The sequence below is a fragment of the Haloarcula sp. MBLA0163 genome (assembly GCF_055632435.1).
Genome location: NZ_JBVMVV010000004.1, coordinates 86,135 through 108,217, shown reverse-complemented (window position 1 = coordinate 108,217; position 22,083 = coordinate 86,135). Strand labels below are relative to the sequence as shown.

Sequence of the window (22,083 nt, the reverse complement as noted above, 5' to 3'; positions counted from 1 at the left end):
AACAAGAGACGTACCCTCAGCGTGGTATCATCACGCGATAAAATCAGTCAGACCCTTCAGTGAGCGTGGTATCTTTTGACTGATTTTATATTATATCAACAGTCAATACTCAGTATCAAGTATATCTGGACTCCATTTTACGGATTTCATCGACATCCTTCCGGCAGCTGCGATCGACCGAATGTGGGTCAGACACAACTCGCAGTCGTTCGTTGGTCCAGATGGCAGGTTGCACGCGCACCGACGTTTATCGAAGCGATCATCCAGGGCACCGTCATAACACACATACTCTTGTTAGTTTCTTTGGCCTGCTCCTAGTGCACTATGGTGGGCATCCATTGCCAACTACGCTGCCCGGGGAACAGTAGTACGCCTGTTATATAGAGCTACACTCTTCACGGCCTGAATGGTCTGTCTTCCAGAACTATAGATAAGGACAAGTAGAGTTCGATCACGTATCATCCAAATCAGACATACACCATTCGATTCAAGATTGCATCGGTCCATTTCGTAGATTAGAGCTGATTTCTTTCCTTCGTTCGACTATCAATTCTGTTTTATACTCATATAGCAGTGGCTGGATGGAATACCGGGCTAGTTTTGTCTTATACACTGCCAGAATCATCTGAAAAATCTGTTTTGCTCCAGTTTCGAACGCTACATTACAATGAAACGTGGGCGGTCGTGGTATTTCATCTTCTATTTAGCAATCTGAATCTTTCAGGCGCCTGGCCTCGAAGCGATTCTTTTCGGTTCGAAATTTGGATCGGAGTCGCGTGAGAAATCCACCGGTCAGTGGTGGGTACCCGATACGTTCGCATATCGCCAAAGAGTCTCGGTCAATCCGTTTTGACCTTAGTCGAGTTTCAGCACGACAGATTTGTTCTGCCGATACTCGTCCAGCGTTTCGGCGCCACATTCACGGCCGATGCCCGAACGCTTGAACCCACCAAACGCAAGTCCGGGAGCGAATCGCGCGTAGTCGTTCACCCACACCGTGCCCGCATCGATGTCGGCCGCCGCCCGGTGGGCCAGCGAGACGTCTTCGGTCGCCACGCCGGATGCCAACCCATAGTCGACGTCGTTAGCAAGCTCGATGGCCTCCTCGTAGTCGGCAAATTCGATCACGGAGGCCACAGGACCGAACACTTCCTCCTGGGCGAGTCTACTGTCGTTGTCGACGCCGTCGAAGATAGTGGGTTCGTGGAACCAGCCGTCACCGGCGATACCCTCACCACCGTGGACGAGTTCCGCACCGCTCGCGCGGCCGACATCGACGTACTCGCGAACCTTCTGGTACTGCTGTTCTGACGATAGGGTGCCGACCATCGTCCCGTCTTCGAGGGGATCGCCGACGGTCCACTCCTCGGCAGCCTCGATGAACAGGTCCAGGAACTCGTCGTGGACGTCCTCGTGGACCAGTGTTCGTGAGAACGCGTCGCAGGACTGTCCGACGTTGTAGAAGATACCTTCGGCGGCCGTCTCGGCGGCGGCGGCCAAGTCCGCGTCCGGGAAGACGACGAACGGGGACTTCCCTCCGAGTTCGAGGGTCACCGGTGTTATGTTCCTCGCCGCGGCGCTCATAACGAGTTCACCAGTGGCGTCCTCACCGGTGAACGAAAGTTTGTCAACGCCTGGGTGGCTCGTGAGCGCTGCGCCGGCCTCGTCGCCGAACCCATGGACCACGTTCAGAGTCCCGTCCGGAAGGATACCGTCTGCCAGTTGTGCCAATCGGGTCGACGTGAGCGGTGTCGACTCCGCGGGTTTCAGAACGACGGAGTTGCCTGCAGCGAGTGCTGGCCCGAGCTTCCAACTCGTGAGCAACACTGGATAGTTCCACGGGACGATGAGGCCGGCGACGCCGTACGGTTCCTTCCGATTGTAGGCGTGGGTGTCCGCCCCGACTGGGATCCGTTCGTCGGTATCGCCGTGAAGGAGGTGACCGTAATACTCGATGTAGTCGATTCCCTCCTCGATTTCGGCAGCCGCGAACGCTTCCGGCTTGCCGGTGTCGAGTGACTCCAAGCGAGCCAGCTCGTCGGTATTTTCGCGGAGTCGGTCGGTCCATGCGAGCAACCGGTCGGCTCGCTCCGTGTGGTCTAGTCCGCCCCACTCGCCTTCGAACGCTGTCCGAGCGGCGTTGACAGCGGCATCGACGTCGGGTGTGTCACCACGGGGAACGGAGGCGATTTCGAGGCCGACGGCCGGGTCACGCGTAGCGAAGCTATCGCCGCTCTCAGCCGCTCGTGCCTCCCCGTCTATCCAGAGTGGAAACTCCTGGTCGGCCGTCGCCTCGGCTATCGCCTCTTCGTGCCGCTCCCGCATGCCTACAGCGAATTCGTGACTCATTGTATCCAGTAGGTTTTCGCGTTGGTGAACTCCTTGATGCCGTGGTGAGACAGTTCGGAGCCGTAACCGGAATCTTTGACCCCGCCGAACGGGAGGCGTGGGTCCGATTTCGACATCTCGTTGACGAAGGCCGCCCCAGCATCGATTTGCTCTGCGACACGCCGACCGCGCTCTCTGTCTTCGGTCCAGACAGACGCGCTCAAGCCATAGTTGGTGTCGTTGGCGAGTGCGACTGCTTGGGCCTCGTCCTCGACTTCGACGACGGTCGCCACCGGGCCGAACAGTTCCTCTGTCCGGGCCGGACAGCCGGCTGGAACGTCTGTCAGGACTGTCGGTGGGTAATAGAACCCGTCACCATCGAGTGGGTCACCGCCACACCGGAGCGTCGCCCCAGCATCGACACTCGCCTGCACCTGCTCGTGCAGTGTCTCCAATAGGTCCTCGCGCGCCTGTGGTCCCACGTCGGTCTCGGTGTCCGTCGGGTCGCCGACAGTCAGAGCAGACATTGCTTCGACGAAGCGGTCGGTGAACTCGTCGTAGACGTCGGTGTGGACAAGTAGCCGTTTGGCGGCGATACACGACTGGCCACCGTTCTGGGTACGAGCAGTGACCGCTGTGTCGATGGCATCGTCCAGGTCGGCGTCGTCGAGAACGACGTAGGGATCGCTACCGCCCAGTTCTAGCACCGTCTTCTTGATGTTCCGACCTGCCGCCTCGGCGACCGCACGACCTGCCCGCGTACTTCCGGTTAGTGTCACGGCCCGTACGCGGTCGTCGGCGATGAGGTTCTCGACCCGGTCGGCCTCTACACGGAGTGATTGGAATGCCGCCTCCGGATACCCGGCGTCCCGGAACACTGTCTCGATGGCTTCGGCGCATCCGAACGTGGTCGGAGAGTGTTTCAGCAGCGCGACGTTCCCGGCTGTCAGTGCGGGGACAGCAAACCGGAATACCTGCCAGAACGGGTAGTTCCACGGCATGACTGCCAGCACCGGGCCGAGCGGTTCGTACGCGACGTACGTCTCCGCGTTCGGTTCCGTGCCGATACGCTCGTCCTGTAGATACTCGCCGGCTCGCTCGGCATAGTGTTCACACAGCCAAGCACACTTCTCTACTTCACCGACGCCCTGATCGACGGGCTTGCCCATCTCCGCAGCCATCAACTCCGCATACTCGTCCGTACGCGCTCGGAGAACGGTCGCCAGTTCCGCGGCCAGTTCCTGCCGAGCCTCGACGGAGCGGTCCTGCCAAGCCTCGAACGTCGTTACGGCATCGTCGAGGGCAGCGTCGACTGCCGCCTCGTCGTGTGGGTCGTACGATTCGATACTGTCGCCAGTCGCTGGATTGGTTGTTTCGAATGTCATTCTGCGAATCGTCGTTCCAGGAGGGTCACGAGCAGGTACGCGGCGAGTCGCTGCGTTCCCTCGCTGTCGTCGTATCCCGGTGCGACTTCCATGAGGTCCGCACCCTCGACGGCCTCGTGCCGTCCCAACGTCTCCACGGCAGTCAGCGCCTCGTGAGCGGAGAGTCCGCCCGGCTCGGGGGTCCCAGTGCCGGGAGCGACGCTCGGATCGACGGCGTCGATGTCGAAGGTGACGTAGACCGCGTCCGTCTCTGCAGCGGCGGCGGCGATAGCGTCTTCGACTACCGGACCGATGCCACGGTCCGCCACGTCTCGCATCGTGAAGAGGTTCAAACCACTCTCCTCGGCGAACTCGAAGAAGTCCGGGGACTCGTACCCTCGGATACCGACCTGACTGATGTGTTCGTACTCACAGTACGGTGAGTCCGCCACGAGAGCCGTGCTTGAGCCGTGGAACTCGTCGCCGAATACCGGACTCCCGGTGCTGGTGTCGGTGTGAGCATCTATCTGGACGAACCCGACGTCGTCGTAGCCCGACCCCTCGGCGAACCCGCGGAACGACGGGGCGGTACAGTAGTGGTCCCCACCGAGCATGACTGGGAACGACTGATCGGCGATAGCCGCGACGTGGGCCTCGATACTCTCGGCAGTGCGTTCGCGGTCCATCGGAAACACCGGTACGTCGCCACAATCGGCCACGGAGAGCGCGGAGAAGTCGACCTGTTTGCCGGTCCGCATGTTCGTCAGCCCGCCCTTGTATCCCGATAGATAGGCCCACCAGCTACTGGCCTGGCGGATGGCCTGTGGGCCGTACCGGGCGCCCGGACGGTTACTGACGGCACCATCGTAGGGGACGCCCACGACGCCCGCATCGTAGCCATCTAGTTCGACGACGTCGCGGTGGTCGGACTTCAGGAACGTCTGGATACCGGCGTATGGGAGTTCTACCCCGGGGCCAAGATCGCCCACACGGCTGTCGTGTTGCCGACTCACACCTCCACCTCCGTCAAGGCATCGTGCAGGCTATCCACGGCTCGCGAGAGCTGGTCCCGACTGATAGTCAGCGGCGGTTGGAACCGCATGACGTTCTTGTGGTACCCACCGACGCCCATAATGATGCCGCTGTCCTTGAGATGCTTCCCGACCTGCTTTGCGACTTTCGGGGCGGGTTCTGGCGCAACCCCCATCGGACCGGTATCACCGTCGGGATCGATTAATTCGACACCCTGCATCAGGCCGAGGCCGCGGGTGTCACCGACGACATCGAACTCCGCCTCTAGATCGGCCAACTGGCTGGAGAGCCACGCGCCCTGTTCGCTGGCGTTCGATACGATGCCGTCTTCCAACTCGTCTATGGTCGCGAGCGCGGCGGCACAGGCGACGGGGTTGCCCCCGAAGGTCGAGAGATGGTCGCCCGCCTCGAAGGCGTCTGCGACTTCAGCGGACGCCGTGAACGCCCCCAACGGCATCCCGTTGGCGATGCCCTTCGCTTGCGGAAGGATATCGGGGACAACGTCGAAGTGGTCGGAGGCGAACATCTCGCCGGTTCGTCCGTACCCGGTCTGGACCTCGTCGACGATCAAGAGGCCGCCGTGATCGTGGGTGATTTCCTTGACCCGTTGTAGCCAGCCATTTGGTGGAACTATAATTCCACCTTCACCCATCACTGGTTCGACGACGACGGCCGCCAAGTCACCGGCGGTGTGGGTTCCGATGACTCGCTCTAGGTCGTCGGCACAAGCACAGGAACACGGACCGCCACTACACATCTGACAGCGGTACGCGTACGGCGGCGCGACGTGCGCGACGTCGTTTATGGTCGGAGCCATCTCACTCTTGTAGGCCTTGTTGCCGGTCAACGCGAGGCTCCCCAGGGTTCGGCCGTGGAACCCCATCTCGAGGGCGAGGACCTCCTTGCTCCCGGTGTACTTCCGTGCGAGTTTGATCGCACCTTCGACAGCCTCCGTCCCGGAGTTACAGAAGAAGGACTTCTGAAGGTCACCTGGCGTGATTTCGGCCAGTCGCTCGCCCAGACGTGCCACCTGTTCGCTCGGATGGACGTACGAGCAACCGTGTACGAACTCGTCGAGTTGCGCTTTGGCCGCCTCTACGACGGCCTCGTTGTTGTGACCGACGTTCGTCACGGAGATACCGGAGAACACGTCGAGATACTCGTTGCCCTCATAGTCCTCCACAGTACAGTTAGACGCCCGTTTGACCGGGACGTTGAGACTCTTCCAGATCGGCATCACGTAGTCGTCGTATCGACCCACGACGTCGTCGTTCCCGTCGACCGCGTCTTGGTCGGGCCCGCCAGTCATTTTATCTGACATATTTGAGTGGTTTGACGTGGAAAGATGCTTCCACCTTAGTGGATTTGAACGTGCGGTATCTCATAAAGATTCCGTCGCCCGTCCGGAAACTATGAGTAACCGCACGGATTCCCACACCGTATGGACGGGGATCTCGACGAGCGGACCTACGACCTCTTGCGCCTCATCCGTCAGAACGAGCCGATCGGATCGATCCGGCTCGTGGAACTCATGCAGCGGCATGGCTATACGATACAAGGTCGGACGATCCGGTTGGCCCTCTCGGATATGGACGAACGTGGCCTCACGGAGAAGGTTCCCGGCAAGGGACGGCGGCTGACCGAAGCCGGCAGCGCCGCACTCCAGACGGGACATGTGAACGCACGCCGAGAGCGTATCAGGGCACGGATCGCGATGCTGACCAGTCGCGTGACCTACGATCCGTTAGAAGACACTGGTGAGCTCGTGGTGGCTGCGGCGTACCTCGACGATGAGGCTGTGGCCCGGGCGCTTGACCTCCTCTCCAGCCTCGAAGAGACCCCGCTGGGCCCGTGTCCGGTGGCAGTATCGGAGGCCGACGTCACCGAGCCCGGCGACTATCGGTTGGCCCTCCCCTCCTCGCTCACGCTCGACGGCGTCCTCCTGTCCGGAGGCATAAGTACCCAACTAATCACCGGCGGTATCGCCGAGTACGACCCCGACCCGGACCCATCTACGGTCTTCTCTCAGTCCCCCGATGCCGCGGGCGGGGGCATCAGACGCTACATCGACGTCATAAACGGCGAAGGAGCGACCATCGACATCGTGACGCTCCTGCTGGAGGCCGGGCGGACTGACACCCTGGCCGCACTAGACGGCGATCTGGCACGCCTCATCATCGACAACCGAGAATTCCCGTTGACTCGGTACGAAGAGGGCCGCGACTTCGCCGTCGAAACGCGTAGCTCGCTCGGTGGTGTTGTCGATATCCGCCGGCCACGCGAAGACGGGCCCTTCCCCGGTGACGCTCCCGATTGGGAGTTCTGCTCGCTGACGTACAGTGCGGTCGGAGAGATCGGCCTCGGCCTGCTGACGGAACGAGGCATCGCCGACGAATGGACGACGCTTTATGGCACTCTCAGGAGAAACCAGTTCGAGGCTGCAGGAGTGACTGCGGCGGAATTTTAGCTCGAAAGCGGATCAAAGTGAGCACCTGCGGACACCACCCCGAGGCGCTTCCTCGCTCTCAGGCTCCGACTATGATACCGACGACGATAGCGAGGAAGAACAGCCCCCAGATACCGAGCGACTGCTTCGTGAGACTCGGGTCTTCGAGCGGGAAGTCTGTACCGCTCGCAGTCCCATCATCGGCGAACCCCTGCTTGACGAACCAATAGACGACGATGGCCCCGAACACGAATTCGGCGATCCAGAACAGCGCTAGCATCCCGACGAACATCGATTCGCTCATCATCGGTCGTCACCTCCGTCGGCCACGACAGTATCACCCGCGACACTATCGAAGTCGAAGTCGTCGGGGCTGGCGAGACTGACGACGGCAGTCAGTGACGTGGAGACTAGATGCCCGACCAGCATGACCTCCCACAGTTTCAGCGCCGGGACACCTGGCACGGCGTACACTTCGAACGAGACCACCAGCAGGAGTGCCGTGACCACCTGACTGAACATGACCCCCGAAACGAAGCCAGCTGTGCTGGTTCGTGACCAGAACAGCGAGAGAGCGAAGGGCCCGACCAGCGCCGTCGAACCGATACCGCCGATGAGCAGCAGTTGGATGAACGTCACGCCGCTCTGGAGGGCGAACTCAGTCGCCAGGAAAATGATGAGGGCGAACGCGAGACTCGCGATACGGGCGACGCGCAGCTGGCTCTCGTCGTCGGCATCGGGTTTGAACTGTCGGAAGTAGATGTCCCGCGAGAACAGACTGGCGATAGCGGTCAAGTACGAGTCGGTCGAGGAGCCCAGCACCATCAGCGCGACGAGCAGGAAGATGATTGCCGCCCATCCGGGCAGCAGCGCGAGCGCCTCGGTCGCGATGGCGCCCGGCGCGACGTCTGGTAACGCAGCCAGCCCGACGAAGCCGATGAGGCTGTACATCGCTATCGTCGAGAACACCCCGATACCGCCCACTGTGAGGAAGCGGGTGGTTTTGTCCCGTCGAACCGCGAAGATGCGCTGCCACGTGGATAGACTGACGATACCCCAGACACCCAAACCGAGCGCATACGGCAGGAAGAATCCCTCAATCGGCGCGAAGTTAGCCATGCTCAGGAAGGCACTCGACTGGTCGCCGAGATTCGTGACCATATCCTGGTAGACGACAGAGGGGCCGCCAACCTCGAAGACGAGCAATGGTGCGAACACCAGCGTCAGCGCGATGGCGCTGATGAACTGGACGAAGTCCGTCGTCATGGACCCCCACAGCCCACCGAGCAGGATGTAGACGCCGATGACAGCCATCAGCAGTGCCATGACGATCGTCGGGTCGATGCCGGCGAGACCACCGATGACGGTCCCCCCGACGTATAGCTGGATGACGCCACCGAGAACCATCGTGTACAGGACGACGAAGATGACAGCGAGGTGGGCTCGCTTGTCGAACCGTTTGATGAAGTACTCGCTGTAGGTCAGTCCCTGTGGGAACAGTTCGCGCATCCGCAGCGCGAACGGCATCACGACGAACGAGGAGAGGACAGCGGGACCGGCGTACATCCAGATACCGGCGACGCCGACGAAACCGACGTACTGGGGCACACCGAGGATGTCCCCTGCCCACATCCACGTCACCGCGAAGCTCGCCGTCGTTAGCCCAACCTGAGCACGACCACCCGCGGTGATGAACTCCTTGGTGTCGTTGACGCTCTGTCGTCTGAAAATAAAGTACGCGAGTCCGATCATCAGCGCCGCCCAGACGCCGATCAGGGCGTATCCGCCGGTGGAACTAACCATGGTACCGACCCCCGGTTGACGGTGCGTGGTCCCTGTGACCGATTCTGGTGGAAATGGTTTGCCACATCAACCTCACCATTTGCATGAACCTACTAAAATATAGGGGGTTGTGACATACGCTACCTATTTGTGTCAACGGTACGCATTTAGGGCCATGAAGGCCCATGACCTGACACAAACTGTAGAGCCGGGGATGTCGATCTACCCTGACGACCCGGCCGTCTCGATCGAGGCGCACGCAGATATGCCGGAAGATGGTTACCGGGTAAAACGACTCGATTGCGGTAGTCACACGGGCACACACGTGGACGCGCCGAGCCACACCGAGTCAGACGGTGCGACCATCGACGAGTTCCCAGTCGAGCGTTTCGCACTCGACGCCGTCCTGGCCGACTGCCGCGGACTCGACCCGAGATCCCCAATCGGCCCGGAACATCTGCCAGCCACCGACGCCGACGTGGTCGTAGTTCGGACTGGGTGGGACACTCACTGGGGCGACGCCACCTATCGGGACCATCCCTATCTGACATCGGCAGCCGCCGATTTTTGTCTGCAACAGGGTTACGATGTCGCTGTCGACGCGTTGAACCCGGATCCGACGCCGACCCGGAGTGCGGCCCCTGACGAACCAGCAGGATTCCCCGTCCACCACACGCTCCTCGGTAACGACCATCTCATATTCGAGAACCTCACCAATCTCGAGGCGGTGCCCGAGCGCTTCGAACTCCTCGCGTTCCCCCTGAAAATCACAGCCTCTGACGGAGCACCGGTCCGTGCCGTCGCTCGCTTCGAGTGAGCCGATGTGGCAAGCCAGTGCCGGCGAACTGTGTCCGCCCTATCATCGCCGCCGCTGTGCTTCTTGACGGGCCACATCACCTATACCGACGACGCACGTAGACTGGATTCATGCTTCGCTGGTCGCCGTCTGTGCTGGTGGCCTCTCTGCTACTCGTCGTGCTCATAGCTGGCTGTTCGGGTGCAGCGCCGGCAGTGGACACCGTCGAATCGACGACACCGACGGAGACGACGCCCACCACGTCGACGACCACCGCTAACGGAACAGTGGAGGTCCACTTCATCAACGTCGGCCAGTCGGTGAGTACGCTCGTCGTCGGACCGACCGGTGAGACGATGTTGATAGACACCGGTCACTATCGCGACGACGGCGAGTACGTACTGCGGTACCTCCGACAGAACGATATCGACCGTATCGACTACATGATCGTCTCGCACAACGACGCCGATCACATCGGGGGGAACGCCGCTGTCATCGACTACTACGAGACCGAAGCCGGCGGTATCGGCGCCGTCTACGACCCGGGTATCGCCGCGAGTACGCAGACGTACGGCGAGTATCTCGATGCCGTCGAACAGCACGGCGTCACCTTGTACGAGACACGTGCGGGCGACTCGATTCCCTTCGAGGGCGTCGAGGTTCAGGTCATGGGCCCACCAGAGCCGTATCTCGAAGACGAGGCTCGTAACGAGAACAGTATCGTCCTCAAACTCACCCATGGGCAGACGAGTTTCCTGTTGACCGGCGATGCGGAAGACGATCAAGAGGCCTATCTCGTGGACCGGTACGGCGAGCAACTTCAGGCAACCGTCCTGAAAGCTGGTCACCACGGTTCGTCGAGTTCGACGGGCGAATCGTTGCTCGATGCAGTCAATCCGAAGACAGTGGTCATCTCCAGTGCGTACGATTCCCAATACGGCCATCCCGCCGAAGAGGTGTTGCGGCGCCTAGCCGACCGGTCTCTGCCAGCGTACTGGACTGCCACTCACGGTGACATCGTTCTCGTGAGTGACGGGCAGTCAGTCTCTGTTCGGACGCAGCGATCGGCGCCGACCGACCCGCTCGACCTCCGGGATGGCGACCCAGTCGCGCCGGGAACGAGCGGCGAGCTGGTCGAACGGGCCAGGTACAACGCTGCGACCTCAGCCACAGGCACGCACACGGTCTCGACGGACGGTGGCTCAACCGATACGGGGACGCTATCGATAGAGACGATTCACGCCGACGCCAGTGGCGACGACCGCGAGAACCTTGACGACGAGTACGTCGTCTTCCGCAACAGTGGGGACGAGTCACTCGACCTGGGTGGCTGGACCGTGTCCGACGAGGTGGGCAAGACCTACACGTTCCCAGCAGACTACACGCTCGACGCGGGGGCGACGGTGACGGTGCACACTGGCAGCGGTACCGATACGGACACGGACCTCTACTGGGACGCTGAGTCACCAGTCTGGAACAACGGAGGCGATACGGTCACTGTGCGAAACAGTGACGGGGACGTCGTGCGACAGGAGACGTACGAATGACTGAACTCGACACGCTCGAGGACGGACAGTATATCGCGGTCGTCGACTCGGTCGAGGACGGCTTAGCGACTGTCTTCTTCGAACACGATGGCGAAGAGGTCGGAGACACCGTGCTGGAGGCGTCAGTCCTACCGGAAGACGGACGGCACGCCGACGCAATCCTCTCGGTGACGATTGCAGACGGAACCGCTATCGAGTGGACTTACGACCCCGAGACGACTGAGAATCGGCGGGAGGCCGCTCAGGACCGCTTTGACCGGCTCTCGAGTCGGCCCCCATCAGACGACGACTCCTGACAAGCGAGAGTGCTTTGGGGCTGTCTTCCACAGTAGCGGGTGATGGTCGAGGTGCGCAACGGCAACGACGTCGACTTGCTCGAATCCTCTATTCGGACGGCCGGTGGTGCGGTTTTCTCGACGTCGTTGTACGTCCTCAGCGGTGTCGTCTACGCGTTCGTCACGTCGCCGACCGCCACCGGCCGCTACTTTTTCATCGCGCTTACCATCGCGCTGGTGCTCCGGCCGGTGAGAGGCATCAGCCAGACGGTGCAGAAAATCGGTAGCGAGCGTGGCGAACCCGTCGATGCTTATCTCGGGCTCGCTATCCTGTTCGCGATCAGCTACATCACATTGGCAAGCGCGCTCGCGTACGCCAATCTGGAGTCTTTGACGACGCTCGCGGTATTCAGTCGTGACCTGTTCGGGTTGGCTGTCCTCTTTGCTGTCTCGACAGCGCTGACACAGGTCGTCTCGAGTCTGGTCAGCGCCGCCGGCTACCCGAGTACCGTAACGTGGCTCAACAGTCTGAAAAGCGCCAGTCAACTGGTGGTGTTGCTAGTGTTCAACTCGGCCATCGCTACCGCGGGCGGGCTACTTATCGTCGTCGCTCTTGCGTAGAAGATTGTTGATACTGCAGAGCGGTAGCTGCGGAGTCGAAGAGGACAAGGGCACCGCGTCAGCGGTGCCCGACACGAATGATTCCGCTAGATGTGTTTGGGTCGGAATCGGTCGCAGCGGACCTGCTGGAACAGGTTCGCTGGCGTGACGGTGTTACCTGTCCTCGCTGCCGTTCTGACCGGACGGTCAGAAACGGCAGCTACAGAGAGTTTCAACGGTATCTCTGTAAGAATTGCGACCGAACGTTCAACGACAAGACCGGCACAATCTTCGCTCATTCGAAGATTGCGCTCCGTCGGTGGTTGTTCTCAATTTACGCGTTCCTCCGGTTTAACACGAGTCTCCGCCAACTACAGTGCGAAATCGGAGTAACACACAAAACGATGCACCGGCGCATCGAGCGCTTCGCCAGAGCGCTCGATGCGCCTTCTCTCGATCTTGTCGGACCCGTCGAAATCGACGAAGTGTACGTTTCTGCGGGGAAGAAAGGCCGCGAGCGCGACCGGGAGTCGCGCTCGCGTGGCCTGTCCACGCGCGGGCGTGGTTCGTATAGCGGCGACAAGCCACCGGTGTTCATTCTCGCTGACCGCGGCACCGGACAGCGGTACGTGATCCCGTCGAAAGCCGCGGACGAATCGACGATTCGACTCCTGCTGGCCGACCGCCAGCAGGAGTCGCTCACCGTCTATACCGACGGCTTTCGAGCGTACGAACCGCTCGAAGACGACGACGCATTCGACCGCGAATACGTCGTCCACGGCGACGGCGAATACGCCGACGACGAGGTCCACGTCAACACCTGCGAGAGCCACGCGTCGCAGGTGCGACGGTGGCTCTCGCCCCACCGAGGAATCTCCAAAGACAAGCTAACACAGTATCTCAGAGCGTTTCAGCTGCGCCGAGAGCTGTTTCGGAAACCCGGCCGAGATGCTCTCAAGCACGCTGTTCGAGCGACACTGTGAAATCAACAATGTGCTACGGATGAGCGGAGTTAGTATATCATTTGGGGGAGAGAGTTCGATGGCGGGTCCAGGCCAACAATAGATACGGAGGAAATCATCACTGGCGAGTTCACCGAGATTCGATTGCAAGGCTCACACCCAGTCTGGGCAGATCTTAGGCGATTGTCGGTCGGGGTCGTATGAATCCGGAGAGCAATGTGCAGTCCAAGGAAGGAGCGTTCCACACACAGCAACTACACTGGAACAGATATAGAGCGACGCTCGGCCGGTAATGGATCGAGCACTCCTGTGAATCGCATATTCATTTCCGGGGTAGACTTCCCAGCCAGGATTCGACGGCGTGGGACTTGCAAAAACCACGTCAAGCCCATGGTGGCCAGGCCAGCCCGAAGTTTGTCGGCACAATCGACATCAATCGTGTGAGACTCTGGATTAGAGGTTCGAGAATGCCTCGTCGACGAGTTCACCAGTATCGGCGACGATGTCTGCCATCGCTTCGTTATCCGGAGCCATTCCGACCAGTCGGGCGATCCGCATGATTGAGACGTGATAGACAACCTGCTTGCCAGGTTCTTCTTCCCAGATGACGACGTTACAAGCCATGAGCGCGCCGAGTTTGTTGTCGGTCGCATCAAGCGCGCGGTCGGCGACTTCGGGATTACACGCACCGAGCACGTAATAGGGGTCCCGGCCCGCGTCGACTTTCTCGTTGAGCATCTCGGATGGAGAGAACTCGACGGGGACACCGAAGCCGGCATCCGTAAACACGTCACGGACGTGTTCGATGGCGTCTTCATGACTCATCTCGAGCGTTTCCTGTTCTTCACCGATGTCTGCAGGGTCAATCTGTGTCGGGTCGATAGGGAGTACCATCCGTGTGCTATATTGGGCTTATAGAACAAAACTCCTTCGTATTTTTCCTGCGGGGGTGCAGTCTCAAATGGATTGTGTCTCTTAGTTCATTTCATGGCTACTGGATTTTTGTGGTGTTCGAGAATCACTCTGGGAGTCACCCGTCACACTACTTTCCACTGTCAGCTACCCACCGCTGAATCGGTGGGCTTGTCGGTGGACTCTCGTTCTGCCGAGACAGGCATATCGGACGCTACCTCAGTCGCGTTCACGGTCATGATCCCCGACTTCTGGGCGTACTGACTGAACGCCCCTCCAGCGGGGGACTTATGCCCCTGCTGGAGGGAAGCGCATCGCAGAACACCATAATCTCGAAAACATCGTGCCAATACGGTGCGGCGCGCGAAATCTGCCCACAGTACTCCCCGACGTGTCAACACACTTGTCTTGGCGAACACATTCCACGGTGTTGACGACCAGAAAGGATTTGTCCAGAATATTTGCGACGAGATGGAACTTGGCGGAAGGCTGGTAATCATCACCTGGCACGAGCGGGCGCGCGAAACGACGACTGTCGAGGCCAAGCCTCGTGGGGCCCCAACCGGACTTCGAATAGCGCACGGAGAAACCGAAGATATCGTGCACACGGCCTCGTTGTCCGTGTTCCATCGGCAGGTCGACCTGCCGCCATACAACTACGGACACCTCTTCAAGCGATGGGCTCTCGACTATTCTGTGAGTCTTCGGCGAGTGAACATTGACGGTCTCGAGATTAGATTTTCAGAATCTTGGAAACGTCGCACAATACTAATACGCTCCCCTCCCAATTACTGACTGTGAGAGATCTATGACTGACATCGAACCCGACGAAACCGTCGATGCTAGAGGCGCAGCCTGCCCCGGTCCACTGATGGACCTCATCGGAAAGATTCGGAGTGTCGATTCCGGTGACGTGATAAGACTTCTGAGCGATAACGACCAGTCACTCACCGACGTTCCCGAGTGGGCCGAGGAAGCCGGCAACGAGCTGTTAGCGGTTGAGGAGTTTGACGACCACAATGCGTTCTACGTGGAGAAAGCATGACTGAGCACGTCGTCATCGTTGGCGGGGGGACCGGTGGAACTGTCCTCGCGAACGATCTCGCCGACCGACTCGAACGGGAGCTCGACACCGGCGACGTTCGCATCACGTTAGTCAACGACGATCCGGATCACATCTACAAGCCTGTCTGGTTGTACGTGCCGTTTGGCCAACGCGAACCGGATGACGGCCGCCGGTCGCTCGACGAGCTCGTCGACGACGCCGTTGACCTGAAGATCGACCGCGTGTGCGACATCGACACCGAGACCCAACGGCTCCAATTCGACGAGAGCGCCTCGTCAATCGGTTACGATTACCTCGTCCTCGCGACCGGATCAACACTGGAGCCCGAACGGATTCCCGGCCTCACGGAGGGCGGGTACGACTACTACAGTGAGTCGGGGGCAACTAAACTGCGCGACGAACTGCTTGAGTTCACGGATGGCGATCTAGTGTTGAGCGTCATCGGGACACCCCACATGTGTCCAGCGGCACCCCTCGAGTTCGTCTTCATGGCCGACGACTGGCTCCGCGAGCGGGGCTTGCGGGAGGACGTGGACATCACCTACACATACCCGATCCAGCGTGTCCATGGTAATCCCCACATCGCCGAGTGGGCCCGTCCCATCATGGAGGAACGCGATATCAAGGTGGAGACGTTCTTCAACGCCGAATCGGTCGACCCCGAAGCGGAGACCATCACATCGATGGAGGGGACCGAACTCGACTATGACCTACTCGTGGCGATCCCACCCCATGCCGGCGTCGACCTGATCGAGAAGGCCAGCCTCGGCGACGACGGCTGGGTCGACGTCGACAAGCGAACGCTTGAAGCCGAGGCCGCTGAGAACGTGTACGCGCTCGGTGACACCGCCGACACCGGTGTCCCGAATGCGGGCAGCGTCGCCCACTACCAGGCCAGCGTTGTCGGACAGCGCCTCGCCAGCAAGATACGGGGCCGCCCGGCGACAGCGACCTACGATGGAAAGACGCTGTGCTTCATCGAGACGGGGATGGACGCAGCTTCGTTCGTCGAATTCGACTACGAGAATCCGCCGTCGCCAGCGTCGCCCTCGGAGAAACTCCACTGGTCGAAGTTGGCGTACAACGAATCCTATTGGCTGACCGCACGAGGACTGCTCTGATAATGTCTGAAGAACAGGTATCCCAGCGGGCTGATCTGGAGTCGGCAATCGAACAGAATCCCGAGGCTGTTCTCGAGTTCGTTGACCACCTCGACGCCGTCAACGAGCTACTGGATGTACTCTCGCTGGGCGAGAGCGCGCTCGACGACGAGATGGTCCGGGAGCTATCGGCGACGGGTTCGACATTGGCAGAGTCCGCTGACGGACTTGCGACCGACGAGACCGTGGTGCTGGCCGAGACAATCGGTGAGAACGGTGACGAACTGCGTGAGGCACTCGAAACCTTGCTTGAGCTCCAGCGGAGCGGCACCCTCGACGATCTGGCCGAACTCGCGGAGGTCGGGTCACTGGTAACTGCAGCGCTCGACGACGAGATGATCACGTCACTAGCCGGCACCGGAGCCGCGCTCGGCGAGATTGCGCAGACGACGTCTGACGATGACACTCGTGATGGCATCGAAACTCTGTTAGAGAGTGTTGGTGAAGCGGAGCGGAAGTCACCCAAGCAGGTTGGGGGTGTCGGCCTACTTCGCGGCTTACGTGATCAGGATGTCCAGTATGGGCTGGGCTACCTGTTGGCGCTTGCAGGCGCCATCGGCCGGGAACGGAGCGACGGCCAATCCTAGTGATGGATTCAGTCTACGATGAAGGTCGTGGACTTCCTCCTTCCATTTCTATAGCGACCAACAGCTACCTCGGCCCCCGATAGCGATATCTGATGTGCCGGTCGATTTTCCAGAGGGATGTCAATAATATTGTACAGTGTACCCAAGACAATCAATCACCTCGGTACGTAGAGTCTACAATGGCAACCAGAATAGCAGAGACGAATAGTGCGAGTAGGATGGGGTAGTTCACTTGACCTGTACGCGACCGCTGTCGTCGACGACGACGTCGTGACCACGATACGTGAATCGGATTTCGAGGTCAGATGCCGTCGAATGCTCGATCAATGTTTCGAGCGCATCCATGTCGACGACCTCGGCTAGCGGCGGGTCGAGTGTGACTGGCTCGAGGCCCTCTGCTTCTGCAACGACGTCGACGATTTGCGGGACCGGGTCTTTGAGTGTATTCATCAACGGTCAGACGAGGAGCTGAATGTCGGCGTCGGCCATATCCTGAAGAGCAGTCGCCGCGCCGACACCGGTAGTGACACCATCGTAGAAGTCGTCCTCGTCGTAGTCCATCAGGTCGATGGTCATCTGACAGGCCTGGAACTCCACGCCCATGTCGAGGCTCGTCTCGAGGAGTTCCTCGATAGTGGCCGTGTCGTTGTCCGCAATCCGCTTCTCCATCATCTTCGTCGTCACGCGGTCCATCCCAGGGAGCGCCGCGACGGCGTTTGGGACGGGCATGTTAGGGTTCCCGACGGAGCTGAGTTTCAAGTTCTTCGAGCGTTCTTCGTGGAGGATGTCCAGTCCCCAAAACGTATGGAAGACTGTCACCTCGTAATCGAACGCAGCCGCAGTGCTGGCGAGGATGAGTGGCGGGTACGCCATATCCAGCGTTCCCTTCGTTGCGATGATGCTCATCTTCTTGCCGTCGTCCTCGTCGGTTGCCTCGGCGAGTGCGTCCTCCAATTCGTCCACGCGTGCGGCCAGCTCCGCACGGGAGGGTGTGTCTTCGGCTGAGGCGTCGGGTGTGTCCGTACTCATCGTTACGCTGTCTTGCGGACGTAGTGTTTGTATACGTCGTCCCCCTCCATTTGATTGACGAGTTCGACGCCTTCAGTGCCGGACGCCCACCCGTCGATGTCACTCATACTCCCCGAATCGGTCGCCAGCACTTCGAGGACCTCACCTTCGGCGAGTTCATCGATGGCGGCCTTCGTCTTTACAACTGGCATGGGGCACGATGCACCTTTGACGTCGAGCGTCTCTGTGATGTCGAATTCAGCACTCATTGGTTATCTGCTCCGTTAGTCTGTATTGGAGCTATCACACAATACCCCCTGCACAATTAAAACATTGTCGATTCTTGTGTATATTGTGAACTACTACCTGCCCCGGTCCACAGGTGAGAGGGATTTAGAACGGTGAATTTGTAGAATGAGTCTTTCTGAGAGGAGTAGAGGTCCAGTAGTATTGCTTAGTAAGGGAACTACTATGCAAATTCTTTTGTACGTCGGCCCAGTAGAAGCGACTGCACAACATGAACGCCGACGACTTCCCGACTCCGGATGTCGACGTCGAATCTATCGACCCAGAAACGCTGAAGAGTCGTATTGATGCTGGCGAGGACGTCACGCTTCTCGACGCGCGTATGCAATCGGACTACGAGGAATGGCGCATCGATGGCGACAACGTCACGTCGATTAACGTCCCATATTTCGAGTTCCTCGAGGACGACGTCGATGCGGACGTTCTCGAGCAGATACCGGCGGACCGGGAGGTTACCGTCCTGTGTGCGAAGGGCGGCGCCAGCGAGTACGTCGCTGGTACCCTCGCAGAGCTCGGCTACGAGGTGAACCACCTCGAGGACGGCATGAACGGCTGGGCGAGCATATACGAGGCTGTCAAAGTCGAACGCTACGACGGTGCCGGCACGCTACTGCAGTACCAGCGCCCCTCCTCGGGTTGTCTCGGCTACCTGCTGTACGGCGACGGTGAGGCCGCGGTCATCGACCCGCTGCGGGCGTTCACCGATCGCTACCTCGCGGACGCCGAAGATCTCGGTGTCGACCTGCAGTACGCGCTGGACACACACATCCACGCCGACCACATCTCTGGCGTCCGCGACCTCGACGCTGAGGGCGTAGAGGGCGTCATCCCTGAGGCTGCCGTCGACCGCGGCATCACGTACACCGACGAGCTGACCACGGCCGCAGACGGCGACATCTTCAATGTCGGAAACGCCACCATCGAGGCTGTCCACACGCCCGGCCACACGACCGGGATGACCTCGTACCTCGTTGGCGACAGCCTGCTTGCGACCGGCGACGGGCTATTCATCGAGAGCGTCGCTCGCCCCGATCTCGAGGAGGGCGACGATGGTGCGCCCGACGCCGCGCGTGTGCTGTACGAATCCCTGCAAGAGCGCGTTCTGACACTGCCCGACGACACGCTCGTCGGTGGTGCCCACTTCAGCGACGCCGCCGAGCCCGCTGTCGACGGCACCTTTACCGCACCAATCGGCGAGCTCGTCGAGGAGATGGACGCGCTCACGATGGAGAAGTCCGAATTCGTCGATTTGATCCTTGCAGACATGCCACCGCGGCCTGCCAACTACGAGGACATCATCGCGACGAACCTCGGCCAGAACGCCGTCGACGACGAGGAAGCGTTTACTCTGGAGCTCGGGCCGAACAACTGCGCAGCCAGTCAGGACTCGCTCGCGGGTGACTGACGACGCCGATGGTTACTGACCCCGTACTGCTCCAGGCGCTTGCCGAGCTATTCCCCAACGGAATCAGTCGCTACGCCGTCGGGGGACTTCTCGTCGGCCTCGGGACCGTCCTAATCTACATCGGGACGGGCATCCCGGCCGGGGCGAGTACCTTCCTGGAGTCGACGTTGTCGTACGTTTCCGACCAGTCGCGGTTCAAACAGTACGTCGGCTCCCGGGACTGGCGGCTCGTCTTCACAGCCGGCATCATCCTGGGAGCTCTGGCGTTCGCTGCTACGTTCCAATCTGGATTGGTCACGAGTTCGCTGTACGAGCCCGGAACGACCGGCCAACTGTACGAGGTCGCTGGCGTGACACTCTGGATGACCGAGGTCCAGCCGTGGCGACTGTTCGTCGGCGGCATCCTGGTCGGCATCGGCACTCGGATCGGCAAGGGCTGTACGTCCGGACACGGCGTCTGTGGCGTCGGTTCCGCGTCGAAGACGTCGCTGGTCGGCGTGCTGACGTTCCTGACCGTAGCCATCGGTACGGCCCAGGTCGTAGCCGCGCTGGGGGTGAGCCCATGAGCGACAAGCACCCGTTGTTCAAGCCGTTAATCTTCGTCGGCGGCATCGTATTCGGGTTCGGACTGGGATTCAGCCACATGGCACGACCGGAAGTCGTGTTGAACTTCCTGCAGTTCGACGACCTTGGCCTCCCGTTCGTGATGTTCGGCGCCGCGATCGTCTCCGGAATTGCGTTCGCCCTGCTGCCGAGGATTCGAGATGCTGCACCGCTCACTGGCGACCCCTACGAGCGACGCTTGAAGCCGTTCGACCGGAACGTCCTTGTCGGCGGCGCCGTCTTCGGCGTTGGTTGGGGGCTGTCGGGCATCTGCCCCGGCGCGGCCTACGCCAGCCTCGGTGTCGGCAACGTCACCATCCTCTGGGCGCTCGCCGGGATGTTCGTCGGCGCATATGCTCAGGGCTACTGGCGAAGCTAGCGTGGGGCGCGTGACACCGCCGCGACTGGTGCAGACTAACCGACTCCTTTGTATCTCGCTCTCACTGCTCTCTTAGCCAGTGCAGCGCTCGCCAACTTGTTCATTGGAAGATACTCTGTCCGTCTCGAGCGGCGCAACGCCGTTTACCTCTGCCGGCATTTCGAATTCGCCGGTGCCATTACCCGGGGCAGCAACGCCTCGGGAGCCATCGGGGCGGACTCGTCAGTGGTATCAGCCTGCTCGTCGCCGGAATCATCCTTGTACTCGTGTACCGTAGGATGGCAGAGGCCAATCCCGAGTTCGGTACGCAGGGGCCGCCTGCACCTGGGAGAGTCGGAATGAGGAAGGACGTCATGGAAGACGGTCCGGGTTCTCCCCGAAATTGTGCGAACTGTGCAAAAGTCTTTTAGTGGCTCAGTATCTACATAGCAACGATAACGATGCCAGATTCGATGTCTGAACAACTCCGCCAGGACATGGAGTGCGAGGGGCTGCTGGAGTGCTTCCACGGCCTCAAAGAACTCGACAAGGAGTGCTTTCGGGCGCTCGTCGAGGCAGAAGAACCGCTGACCGTCGACGAGATCGCTGACGCAGTCGACCGCGAGCGCTCGACAGCCTACCGTGCCGTTCAGCGATTGCTGCAAACCGGGTTCATCGAGAAAAATCAGATAAACTACGATCAGGGTGGCTATTACCACGTCTACTCACCAACTGACCCCTCCAAAATCGCCGACGACATGCAGCGAATGCTAAACGACTGGTACGCGAAAATGGGGCAGCTCATCCAGGAATTCGAGACAAAGTACGAAGAGTCTGAAACTGCGGTCCCGGCCGCCGAAAGCTAATACTCTCGCTTCTCTCTCCCAGGTTCTGATACTCTCTTTGGGACAGAAAATTACTCACAGTGCGAGATTCTGGCCACCATTTTCACTGTCAGTTTATATTGGGTAGTATTGTGATTTCTATCCAAAACTCTTAATAACTGCTGGTGCATACGTACTTGTGATGACAACAGATACTGCATCCGATGCTGCTAGCGCGAGCACGAACGAACCCCTCCACGTCGACGGCCAGTCCCAGCTCGACAAGATCGTAGCAGAATACGACGTCGTCCTCACTGACTTCTACGCCGATTGGTGTGGCCCATGCCAAATGCTCGAACCCGTGGTTGAGCGTCTGGCCAAAGAGACTGATGCGGCGGTCGCCAAAGTCGATGTCGATGCTAACCAGCAACTCGCAGCCACATACGGCGTCCGGGGCGTTCCGACACTGATACTATTTGTCGACGGGGAACAGGTCGAAGAAATCGTCGGGGTGCAGGGTGAGGAACAACTGCGTTCCCTCATCGGCAGGTACACCCAGTGAAAAACTGAGGGAGTACAGAATCTTAGTATTGCTTGTCTCTCGGCAGCCGTATACGCCGCCAGTGTCGGTCCGGGCCCTCTCGTTCTCAGGGGCGACCAACCGGGCGGTTAGCTTTCACTGACGACCGATTTCGAAAACCACCTCGAGTTCTCCGACGCTG

At 60.0% G+C, this 22,083-nt stretch carries 24 protein-coding genes; 14 read left to right on the top strand and 10 right to left on the bottom strand.

The features are described from left to right. Nucleotides 1–855: 855 nt before the first annotated feature. The 4 genes from ACV7GQ_RS19300 to ACV7GQ_RS19285 are packed head-to-tail and all read right to left on the bottom strand — an operon-like array spanning nt 856 to nt 6,033. Nucleotides 856–2,349, bottom strand: coding sequence for an aldehyde dehydrogenase family protein (locus ACV7GQ_RS19300; protein ID WP_470313576.1), 1,494 nt, complete (start codon nt 2,347–2,349; stop codon nt 856–858). After that, nucleotides 2,346–3,713, bottom strand: a complete 1,368-nt coding sequence (locus tag ACV7GQ_RS19295; RefSeq protein WP_470313575.1) for an NAD-dependent succinate-semialdehyde dehydrogenase — start codon at nt 3,711–3,713, stop codon at nt 2,346–2,348. Before ACV7GQ_RS19295 ends, ACV7GQ_RS19300 begins: the two co-directional genes overlap by 4 nt. Beyond that, nucleotides 3,710–4,705: an agmatinase gene (gene speB / locus ACV7GQ_RS19290; protein ID WP_470313574.1), complete on the bottom strand. Its 996-nt coding sequence runs from the start codon at nt 4,703–4,705 to the stop codon at nt 3,710–3,712. Before speB ends, ACV7GQ_RS19295 begins: the two co-directional genes overlap by 4 nt. Next, nucleotides 4,702–6,033, bottom strand: coding sequence for an aspartate aminotransferase family protein (locus tag ACV7GQ_RS19285; protein ID WP_470313573.1), 1,332 nt, complete (start codon nt 6,031–6,033; stop codon nt 4,702–4,704). The genes speB and ACV7GQ_RS19285 overlap by 4 nt, the downstream gene beginning before the upstream one ends. A 132-nt stretch (nt 6,034–6,165) precedes the next feature. Between ACV7GQ_RS19285 and ACV7GQ_RS19280 the strand changes: the two genes are divergently transcribed. After that, nucleotides 6,166–7,191, top strand: coding sequence for an NrpR regulatory domain-containing protein (locus ACV7GQ_RS19280; RefSeq protein WP_470313572.1), 1,026 nt, complete (start codon nt 6,166–6,168; stop codon nt 7,189–7,191). 58 nt (nt 7,192–7,249) lie between these two features. On the opposite strand, the gene ACV7GQ_RS19275 is transcribed toward ACV7GQ_RS19280, so the two are convergent. Both ACV7GQ_RS19275 and ACV7GQ_RS19270 read right to left on the bottom strand, forming a co-directional pair. After that, entirely contained in the window at nt 7,250–7,477 is a 228-nt protein-coding gene (locus ACV7GQ_RS19275; protein WP_470313571.1) for a hypothetical protein, read from the bottom strand. Further along, nucleotides 7,474–8,973, bottom strand: a complete 1,500-nt coding sequence (locus ACV7GQ_RS19270; protein ID WP_470313570.1) for a sodium:solute symporter family protein — start codon at nt 8,971–8,973, stop codon at nt 7,474–7,476. The genes ACV7GQ_RS19275 and ACV7GQ_RS19270 overlap by 4 nt, the downstream gene beginning before the upstream one ends. Before the next feature lie 154 nt (nt 8,974–9,127). On the opposite strand from ACV7GQ_RS19270, the gene ACV7GQ_RS19265 reads away from it, so the two are divergent. The 5 genes from ACV7GQ_RS19265 (at nt 9,128) to ACV7GQ_RS19245 (ending at nt 13,153) form a co-directional block, all read left to right on the top strand. Beyond that, nucleotides 9,128–9,769, top strand: coding sequence for a cyclase family protein (locus ACV7GQ_RS19265; RefSeq protein ID WP_470313569.1), 642 nt, complete (start codon nt 9,128–9,130; stop codon nt 9,767–9,769). A gap of 110 nt (nt 9,770–9,879) precedes the next feature. Then, the gene (locus ACV7GQ_RS19260; RefSeq protein WP_470313568.1) at nt 9,880–11,295 is read left to right on the top strand and encodes a lamin tail domain-containing protein; all 1,416 of its coding nucleotides are present in this window, start codon (nt 9,880–9,882) and stop codon (nt 11,293–11,295) included. Continuing rightward, nucleotides 11,292–11,591 (top strand): DUF3006 domain-containing protein, encoded by a 300-nt coding sequence (locus ACV7GQ_RS19255; RefSeq protein ID WP_470313567.1) that lies wholly within the window; start codon nt 11,292–11,294, stop codon nt 11,589–11,591. The genes ACV7GQ_RS19260 and ACV7GQ_RS19255 overlap by 4 nt, the downstream gene beginning before the upstream one ends. Nucleotides 11,592–11,633: 42 nt before the next feature. Further along, entirely contained in the window at nt 11,634–12,191 is a 558-nt protein-coding gene (locus tag ACV7GQ_RS19250) for a hypothetical protein (RefSeq protein ID WP_470313566.1), read from the top strand. A 77-nt stretch (nt 12,192–12,268) separates the two neighbouring features. Beyond that, on the top strand, nt 12,269–13,153 hold the full coding sequence (locus ACV7GQ_RS19245; protein WP_470312633.1) for an IS1595 family transposase: 885 nt from the start codon (nt 12,269–12,271) through the stop codon (nt 13,151–13,153). Between the two features lie 432 nt (nt 13,154–13,585). Here ACV7GQ_RS19245 and ACV7GQ_RS19240 read toward each other — a convergent pair whose 3' ends face one another. After that, complete coding sequence (locus ACV7GQ_RS19240) at nt 13,586–14,026, bottom strand: DUF302 domain-containing protein (protein WP_470313565.1); 441 nt, start codon at nt 14,024–14,026, stop codon at nt 13,586–13,588. 826 nt (nt 14,027–14,852) lie between these two features. Here ACV7GQ_RS19240 and ACV7GQ_RS19235 point away from each other — a divergent pair. From ACV7GQ_RS19235 to ACV7GQ_RS19225, 3 genes are read left to right on the top strand one after another with little or no spacing between them, the layout of a single operon-like run. Continuing rightward, on the top strand, nt 14,853–15,089 hold the full coding sequence (locus tag ACV7GQ_RS19235) for a sulfurtransferase TusA family protein (protein ID WP_470313564.1): 237 nt from the start codon (nt 14,853–14,855) through the stop codon (nt 15,087–15,089). Further along, nucleotides 15,086–16,231: an NAD(P)/FAD-dependent oxidoreductase gene (locus ACV7GQ_RS19230; RefSeq protein WP_470313563.1), complete on the top strand. Its 1,146-nt coding sequence runs from the start codon at nt 15,086–15,088 to the stop codon at nt 16,229–16,231. Before ACV7GQ_RS19235 ends, ACV7GQ_RS19230 begins: the two co-directional genes overlap by 4 nt. A 2-nt stretch (nt 16,232–16,233) precedes the next feature. Next, nucleotides 16,234–16,857 (top strand): helical membrane plugin domain-containing protein, encoded by a 624-nt coding sequence (locus tag ACV7GQ_RS19225; protein WP_470313562.1) that lies wholly within the window; start codon nt 16,234–16,236, stop codon nt 16,855–16,857. Nucleotides 16,858–17,085: 228 nt separating this feature from the next. Here ACV7GQ_RS19225 and ACV7GQ_RS19220 read toward each other — a convergent pair whose 3' ends face one another. Genes ACV7GQ_RS19220 through ACV7GQ_RS19210 form a run of 3 tightly spaced genes read right to left on the bottom strand, consistent with a single transcriptional unit; the run spans nt 17,086 to nt 18,134 of the window. Beyond that, entirely contained in the window at nt 17,086–17,307 is a 222-nt protein-coding gene (locus ACV7GQ_RS19220; protein WP_470313561.1) for a HalOD1 output domain-containing protein, read from the bottom strand. Between the two features lie 6 nt (nt 17,308–17,313). After that, complete coding sequence (locus ACV7GQ_RS19215) at nt 17,314–17,886, bottom strand: DsrE/DsrF/DrsH-like family protein (RefSeq protein ID WP_470313560.1); 573 nt, start codon at nt 17,884–17,886, stop codon at nt 17,314–17,316. Between the two features lie 2 nt (nt 17,887–17,888). Continuing rightward, nucleotides 17,889–18,134: a sulfurtransferase TusA family protein gene (locus ACV7GQ_RS19210; protein ID WP_470313559.1), complete on the bottom strand. Its 246-nt coding sequence runs from the start codon at nt 18,132–18,134 to the stop codon at nt 17,889–17,891. A gap of 248 nt (nt 18,135–18,382) precedes the next feature. Here ACV7GQ_RS19210 and ACV7GQ_RS19205 point away from each other — a divergent pair, with 248 nt between their 5' ends. The 5 genes from ACV7GQ_RS19205 to trxA all read left to right on the top strand — a co-directional run bounded on the left by ACV7GQ_RS19205 (nt 18,383) and on the right by trxA (nt 21,923). After that, nucleotides 18,383–19,576, top strand: a complete 1,194-nt coding sequence (locus ACV7GQ_RS19205) for an MBL fold metallo-hydrolase (protein ID WP_470313558.1) — start codon at nt 18,383–18,385, stop codon at nt 19,574–19,576. 8 nt (nt 19,577–19,584) lie between these two features. Beyond that, nucleotides 19,585–20,142, top strand: a complete 558-nt coding sequence (locus ACV7GQ_RS19200; protein WP_470313557.1) for a YeeE/YedE family protein — start codon at nt 19,585–19,587, stop codon at nt 20,140–20,142. Beyond that, on the top strand, nt 20,139–20,558 hold the full coding sequence (locus tag ACV7GQ_RS19195) for a DUF6691 family protein (RefSeq protein ID WP_470313556.1): 420 nt from the start codon (nt 20,139–20,141) through the stop codon (nt 20,556–20,558). The genes ACV7GQ_RS19200 and ACV7GQ_RS19195 overlap by 4 nt, the downstream gene beginning before the upstream one ends. A gap of 440 nt (nt 20,559–20,998) precedes the next feature. Continuing rightward, complete coding sequence (locus tag ACV7GQ_RS19190) at nt 20,999–21,403, top strand: helix-turn-helix domain-containing protein (protein WP_470313555.1); 405 nt, start codon at nt 20,999–21,001, stop codon at nt 21,401–21,403. A 160-nt stretch (nt 21,404–21,563) separates the two neighbouring features. Then, nucleotides 21,564–21,923, top strand: a complete 360-nt coding sequence (gene trxA, locus ACV7GQ_RS19185) for a thioredoxin (RefSeq protein ID WP_470313554.1) — start codon at nt 21,564–21,566, stop codon at nt 21,921–21,923. Nucleotides 21,924–22,083: the final 160 nt, after the last annotated feature.